Below are 6,498 nucleotides of genomic sequence, written 5' to 3'. Positions count from 1 at the left end.
TCGAGGTCTTCCGGGTCGTCGGGGTCGATGGCCAGGAGGCGGGCCCACACCCGCCCCGCCGTCTCGCTGTCCGCCACGTCCAGGGCGCGCGGTGCCGCGTCGACTCCGGTGACCGAGCCCGTGGGCCCGACGATCCGCGCCGCCAGGAACGTCACGTCCCCGGCACCGCAGCCGACGTCGAGGACCCGCATGCCGGGGCGCAGCCCGGCGGTCCGCAGGGCCTGCTCGGTGATCGGGTCGTACAAGCGGGCCTGGAGCACGAGTCGGTCGGTCTCGGTGGGTGAATGCCCCAGCAGGTACGCGGACTCCGGACGAGCGGCTCGTGTCATCGCTTCTCACCTCGCGAAGCGAACACCGGATCGGTCGTGTCGGACTGGCTGAAGAAGGTGTTCCACCCTTTGATGAGGGAGACCACGTCGCCGCAGTAGCTCCGCTCGGCCTTGAGGTAGGTCCCGCCCCTGGATCCGAAGGACCAGGCGACGGCGTTCATGTCCTCGGCGTCGTACGAGGGGGCCGTCTCGAAGAACGTGGTGAGGCGGGCGCCGACCGTCGGGCGGCTGCCGTCCGGGAGTTTCAGGGCATAGAAGGCGACCCTCTCGATCGACCCGTCGGCGGGAGACAGGGTCACCGAGAACGTGTATGCGCCCTGGGAGAGAAACCGGGCCATCTCCCCGTGGAGACGGTCGTCCGGTGCCGGGGCACCCGCCAGCTCCGTGAAGCGGCGGCACTGCGTCTCGGTGAGGGGCCCGCGGGCCCGGAAATAGAGGTTGACGGTCCGACGGGCGTAGTCCACGCAGACGTGCCGTACGTAGTCCAGTCCCAGGCGGTGGAAGAGCGGGCCGCGCTCTCGGACGGGCGACGGCACGGACGGGACGCCGAGCACGTCGTCCAGGGGTCGGGTCCCGCCCAGGTAGAGCCAGGTCTTGGTGAGTCCACGGGCCGCGTCGAAGTCGCACGACTGCTCGGGTGTGCCGTCGTACAGCATGTTCCACGCCTGTATCAGGTCGCCGAGCGGATCCTCGTCCGCGATGAACCCCGCTCGCCTGGCCATCGCCACGGTGTCCATGGAGCGGCGCGCGTAGAAGCGGTAGTTGAGGCCGTCGCCGTCGCGGTCGGTGGCCCGCCACAGGACGGCACCCTCGGCGAACGCCGGTCCGTAGGCATCGAGGACCGCGCGGGTGACGGGTTCCGAGCAGGCGGCGCCGATCGCGTCGGACGTGGTGCGGAGGTCTTCCAGGAAGCGTGTTGCGGAGAACTGCGGGGGCTGCACGGTCGGGGCCTCATTCCTGTCTGCCGGAGCACAGCATAGATGTGCTGATTGACATGTATGTCGAATGGCGTTCACACGTCAAGCAGACATGAGGCCGACTGTCGGCCACACCCCATACGTGTGAACCCTATCGGTCGGCACCGATGTGCGGGAGCCTCCAGCGGATGTGAACCCTGCTTTCGGCCACCGCTGTTGACGGCACACGTCCGGGCCCGCGCCGAGGCGAACGAGGCACGCCGTGCTTCAAGAAGCTGCCGCGCGGCGAACCGGCCCGATTGCATCCGCCCCTTCCCGCCCGCTCCCCCACAAAGACGATCACGCGCCGGCTTCCCGCTGTCAGCGCACGGCGAGAACGGACAGAACGCATCTCACCGTCATGGCTCAAAATGCTCCGTCGCAAAAAATTCAGTGAACTTCCGTGAGGGGAATTTCGTTAACCGCTTTCGCCCTTGCGACCGATCGAGCGACCTGCTTGACTGCGAACATGATCAAGCGAATAGCGAGAGCTTCCGCAGGGATTCTGATGGCGACCACCGCGGCCGCCGGCATCCTGACCGCAGGCGCAGGAACCGCTTCCGCGGCCACCCTTCAGAACACTTTGGAGGGAACGTACTACGGCACTTTGTGGCTTACGCCGTACATGGAGTGCAACAACGAGGCCAAGTCCCGCAACAAGTCGACGTACGGGAGCGAGGCCGGCGGGAATGACCAGTACTTCTACTGCGCCCTCGGAGACCGCGGGTTTGCCTACAACTTGTGGTGGCGGCATTACGTCTGACCGGTCGCTCTTTGAGCCAGCGTCGCTCGCGTGGCGCGGCTCTTCACTTCTGCGAGAAATGCGAGGCGTAATGCCGACCCTGGCTGACAAATAGCTATTCTTCTGGGGCGTCGAGAAATACGACGGGTCAGAGGCGGGCGGCCATTGGTGAGACGACGGCCGCCCGCCCTCGTGTGCGGCCGCTGGTGGCAGCCGGCCCACGGGCCACGCACCGGCCGCGTCGAGGATCGGGTCGGCCAGAGCCGCCACCGCGCAGGGGCAGGACCGGGAATCACTCGGGCATGTGAACCCCGGTGCGGTCGCACTCCGTTTCCCAGATGGAGCCCCTCTCCGACAAGAGCTGGAGTGGAACAGAAACATTCTGATGACCCGTTCCGGTGACCCATCAGATCCAGTGTCCAGTCAACTCAAGCCCAGTCCAGTCCAGTCCAGTCCAGTCCAGTCCAGATCACCGACCTCTCGGAGGCTGAACATGCGTTTCCTGAACCGAACCAAGTCGCTGACCGCCGTCGCGGTGGCCACTTCCGCACTGACCCTGGTCCCGATCGCCCTCGCCATGCCGGCCTCGGCCGCAACCGCGGCATCGGGCTGGTCACTGTGCCGGGACTACTATCTCCGGAACTGTGAGTTCTGGACGGGCGACAACGCTCCCTACTCGGCCGACCTCGGCAAGGGCGACAACGCGAGTTCCGGCGACTATTACATGCAGGACGCGATCTCGTCGATCCAGATCCAGGGCGCCAAGACGCTCTACACGTGGAACGACAACAACTTCACGGGCATCCAGGGCGTCTTCCAGAACAACTACACCTGGAACACCCTCAACTACCCGTACAACGACGCGATCTCCTCGATCCGCACCTGGGGCTGACAGCGGTCGCATCCCGCGAGAGGCCTGCGCGGGCGTCGCGAGGGCGGCGCCCGCGCACCGCGCGGTCCGATCCCGAACGGGACGTACGCGATCCGCGGCCGTTCGGCGTGTCGGGGCGCTGCGGTCGGTACGGGCGGCGCGGCCGCCCCAGGCCGGCGAGTCCAGCGCCTCGACGATCTCCAGCAGCCATGAGCCGATGGGTCGGGGTCCGCAGTCGGAGACTCTACGAACCACTCGCCGTGCGCAGGCGATTCCAGCGCCGGGATGTCAGTGCTCCCCGCGCTCCGCGTCGGCCAGTCGGCTGAGCCATTCGCCGAGCAGGGCCCGCTCGCCGGGGCTGAGCGCCACGGTGTCGTCCTGGCCGAGGGCGGCGAGCAGTGCCATGGCGCTGCTCGCCACAGCGGCACCCGCGGCACCGGAGACGCCGGGAGCGTCGAGGCCGCCGACACTCGCTTCCTCGGGCGGAAGGGTGAGGGTGTTCATCACCATCTCGCGGGCGATGTCCGAGGTCCGCATGTCGCGTGCGTCCTCAGGGAAGCCGGTCAGCGTGACGACCGTGCCCACGCCCGCGCAGTGCATGACCTGGGTGGCGCGCTCGATGCTCATCCGCAGTCGCCCGGCGGCGGCGACCTGGGTGATCATGTGGCGCAGGCCTGCGGCGGCCCGTCGTCCGGCCCGCGGCAGGTGGCCGGGGCGGACCTGGCCGTAGACGAGCGAGTAGTACGCCGGATGCTCGAGTCCGAACCGGATGTGCAGGTCCCACGAGTCGCTCAGGACCCGGACCGGGTCGTCGTGGGTGAGCAGTCCGGCCTTGGCCTCGAGGTATCGCTCGAAGCCGTGCTCGGCGACCTCGTCCAGCAGTCCGTCCTTGTCCCCGAAGAGCCGGAAGATCGATGGCGTCGGCACACCGGCGCGGGTGGCGACGGCGCGGGTCGACACCGCGTCCAGGCCCCCCTCCTCCAGTAGTTCGGCGGCGGCCAGGACGATCCTCTGCCGCACGGTCGGACCTGCCTTTTCCGGTGCCGTCTCTTCCGGTGTCGTCTCCGTGCGCATGAATCAACGGTATCAGTCTTGCGAATCATCGATCTGGTCGATGGAACCCTCCCGGACGGCTCATCGATTCGGGCCCAGGAACATGGGTCTGGCGCCGGGTCACGTGTCCCACCGGCGCCTTCCGTTCCTCGTGTTCGGGTCCGCCGCTCCGCGGTCCGCTCACGGCTCCTTACGCCGAGGCGCGATGCGCGATCTGTTCGAGGAGATCAGCCAGCTTGTCGGGCATGGAGAGCAGCGGGGTGTGGCCGCTGGGGAGGTGGTACGTGGCACCGGTCCGCTCGGCGAACGGCTCCTGGTACGACGGGGGGAGGCTCCGGTCGTCGTCGCACATGACGTAGCTGGTGGGGCTGGTCTTCCAGCCGGCCCTGCTCACGGGCTCGGCGAAGGAGAGCACGGTCTGGGGCAGCAACCGCGCCAGGGCGGCGGCTCTCTTGTCCTCGGGGACATCGTGGTAGAGGGTCACCTCCGGGTTCTCCCGGACGGGGATGACGCCCTCCACCGTGGCGGGGTCCGGCTGCTCACCGCCGAAACACGTCATCAGACTCTCTCCCTCGTCCAGGGCGAACGCGGAGACGTACACGATGTGTGCCACGTTGGCGGCTCCCGGGGTGGCCTGAGTGACCGGAGCGCCACCGTAGGAGTGCGCGACGACCACGAGGGGGGCCGGAATGGCATCGATCCTCTCGCGAATCACCCGGGCGTCGTCCAGGAGGCCGGGGAGCTTCCCGTCAGCTCCCTCGGGGACGACGCTCGGCAGGTCGACCGTGTGGCTGGGCCAGCCGCGGTCGGCGAGGACGTCCTGGAGCTCGCGCCAGCACCACGACCCGTGCCACGCACCGTGCACCAGGAGGAACTGGGGGCTTCGCATGCTGTCGTTCATCTCGTTCCCTTTCATAGCTGACGACGGGAAGGGCGTGGTCCACAGCCGGTCGCGTTGGCAGTGTGATGCCGTGTTCGGCCCACCGGCGGCTGATGCCGATGCCGATGCCGATGGCGATGGCTATGGCGATGGCGAGGAGCACGTCGGCCGTCTTCGACTGGGTGTGCATACGTGCCGGCAGACGCGACAGTGACACACGTATGTAAGCCAGAGTAGCCGGAAACGCCGCGACAGCGACGGGTGTTCGGGCCACCTGCCGCTGTCGGCGGTCATGCCTCTCGTACGAGGACCGGGGTGGATCAGACGGTGATGGTCTTGTACTCGGTGTAGGTACCGAGGCCGATCGCACCGTACTCGCGGCCGATGCCGCTCGCCTTGAAGCCGCCGAACGGGCCGTCGAACGCGACGGAGGCGCCGTTGACGGTGACGGTGCCGGTACGGATGCGGCGGGCGACGGCCAGGGCGCGTTCCTCGTCGGAGGACCAGACCCCGCCGGAGAGGCCGTACTCGGAGTCGTTGGCGATGCGGACGGCGTCGTCCTCGTCGTCGTAGGCGATGACGACCAGGACCGGGCCGAAGATCTCCTCCTGCGCGATCCGCATGGAGTTGTCGACGTCGGCGAAGACGGTGGGGGTGACGTAGTTGCCCTTCTCCAGGCCCTCGGGAATGTGCGGGCCGCCGGTGACCAGGCGGGCGCCCTCGTCGATGCCGAGCTGAATGTAGGTGCGCACGCGCTCCTGCTGGTCGGGGCGGATCATCGGGCCGATGAAGGTGTCGGGGTCGCCCGGGTCGCCGACCTTCAGCGACTCCACCATTTCCTTCAGCGCGGTCACGACCTCCTCATAACGACTGCGGGGCGCCAGGATCCTGGTCTGCGCGATGCACGATTCGCCGTTGTTGAGCAGGGAGCCGAACTTCAGGCCGGCGACGGCCTTGTCGATGTCGGCGTCCGGCAGGATGACGGCTGCGGACTTGCCACCCAGCTCCAGGCTGACGCGCTTGAGCTGCTCGCCCGCGATGGCGGCGATGCGACGGCCGGCCCGCGTCGAGCCGGTGAAGGCGATCTTGTCCACCTCCTGGTGGGAGATCAGGTACTCACTGGTCTCCCGGTCTGCCGAGAGGACGCTGACCACGCCCTCCGGCAGTCCTGCCTGCTCCAACAGCTCGGCGAGGAAACCCATGCTCAACGAGTTCTCCGGAGACACCTTCAGAACGACGGAGTTGCCGGCGAGCAGAGCCGGGATGATCTTCGAAGTGGCCGAGGAGAAGGGCGAGTTCCACGGGATCACCGCGGCCACGACGCCGACCGCCTCACGGCGCACCACACTGCGCACCGGGGAGGCGTGGTCCGAGGGCACCAGCGTCTCCTCCCATGCGAACTCCTCCGCCGCCTTCAGGTAGGCATTCGCCTGCCGGGTGAGACCGGGCTGTCCGGCGCGGGTGAACCATCCGGCCGACCCGTTCTCCAGCGAGATCAGGTGCGCGATCTTCTCCGCGTTCCGCTCGCGCAGTGCGTTGAACCGCCGCAGGACGGCGATCCGCTCGGCCGGCGGGGTCAGCCGCCACTCGCCCGCCTCGAAGGACGCCCGTGCTGCGTCGACCGCGCGGTCGACGTCCTTCGGCCGCGCCTGCGCGGCACGACCGAC

At 68.2% G+C, this 6,498-nt stretch carries 7 protein-coding genes; 2 read left to right on the top strand and 5 right to left on the bottom strand.

Annotated elements, in window-relative coordinates; genetic code table 11:
• Together ACWEV0_RS35360 and ACWEV0_RS35355 are read right to left on the bottom strand one after the other, a co-directional pair.
• The coding region (locus ACWEV0_RS35360; protein WP_453153914.1) for a methyltransferase domain-containing protein at positions 1-329 on the bottom strand (329 nt) is incomplete at its 3' end.
• A complete protein-coding gene (locus ACWEV0_RS35355; protein WP_453153913.1) occupies positions 326-1,270 on the bottom strand; it encodes an aromatic prenyltransferase in 945 nt (314 codons plus the stop codon). The genes ACWEV0_RS35355 and ACWEV0_RS35360, both read right to left, overlap by 4 nt.
• Before the next feature lie 484 nt (positions 1,271-1,754).
• On the opposite strand from ACWEV0_RS35355, the gene ACWEV0_RS35350 reads away from it, so the two are divergent.
• Positions 1,755-2,048 (top strand): hypothetical protein, encoded by a 294-nt coding sequence (locus ACWEV0_RS35350; protein WP_453153912.1) that lies wholly within the window; start codon positions 1,755-1,757, stop codon positions 2,046-2,048.
• Positions 2,049-2,520: 472 nt separating this feature from the next.
• Positions 2,521-2,919 (top strand): hypothetical protein, encoded by a 399-nt coding sequence (locus tag ACWEV0_RS35345; RefSeq protein ID WP_453153911.1) that lies wholly within the window; start codon positions 2,521-2,523, stop codon positions 2,917-2,919.
• A 267-nt stretch (positions 2,920-3,186) separates the two neighbouring features.
• On the opposite strand, the gene ACWEV0_RS35340 is transcribed toward ACWEV0_RS35345, so the two are convergent.
• From ACWEV0_RS35340 to ACWEV0_RS35330, 3 genes are all read right to left on the bottom strand, one after another.
• The gene (locus ACWEV0_RS35340; protein WP_453153910.1) at positions 3,187-3,972 is read right to left on the bottom strand and encodes a TetR/AcrR family transcriptional regulator; all 786 of its coding nucleotides are present in this window, start codon (positions 3,970-3,972) and stop codon (positions 3,187-3,189) included.
• A 169-nt stretch (positions 3,973-4,141) separates the two neighbouring features.
• Positions 4,142-4,840, bottom strand: a complete 699-nt coding sequence (locus ACWEV0_RS35335) for an alpha/beta hydrolase (protein ID WP_453153909.1) — start codon at positions 4,838-4,840, stop codon at positions 4,142-4,144.
• Between the two features lie 311 nt (positions 4,841-5,151).
• On the bottom strand, positions 5,152-6,498 hold a 1,347-nt coding region (locus tag ACWEV0_RS35330), incomplete at its 5' end, for an aldehyde dehydrogenase (protein WP_453153908.1).

It is taken from the genome of Streptomyces sp. NPDC003943 (assembly GCF_053605265.1).
The sequence above is the reverse complement of the archived record's forward strand: the minus strand, read 5'-3'. Positions and strand labels throughout refer to the sequence as shown.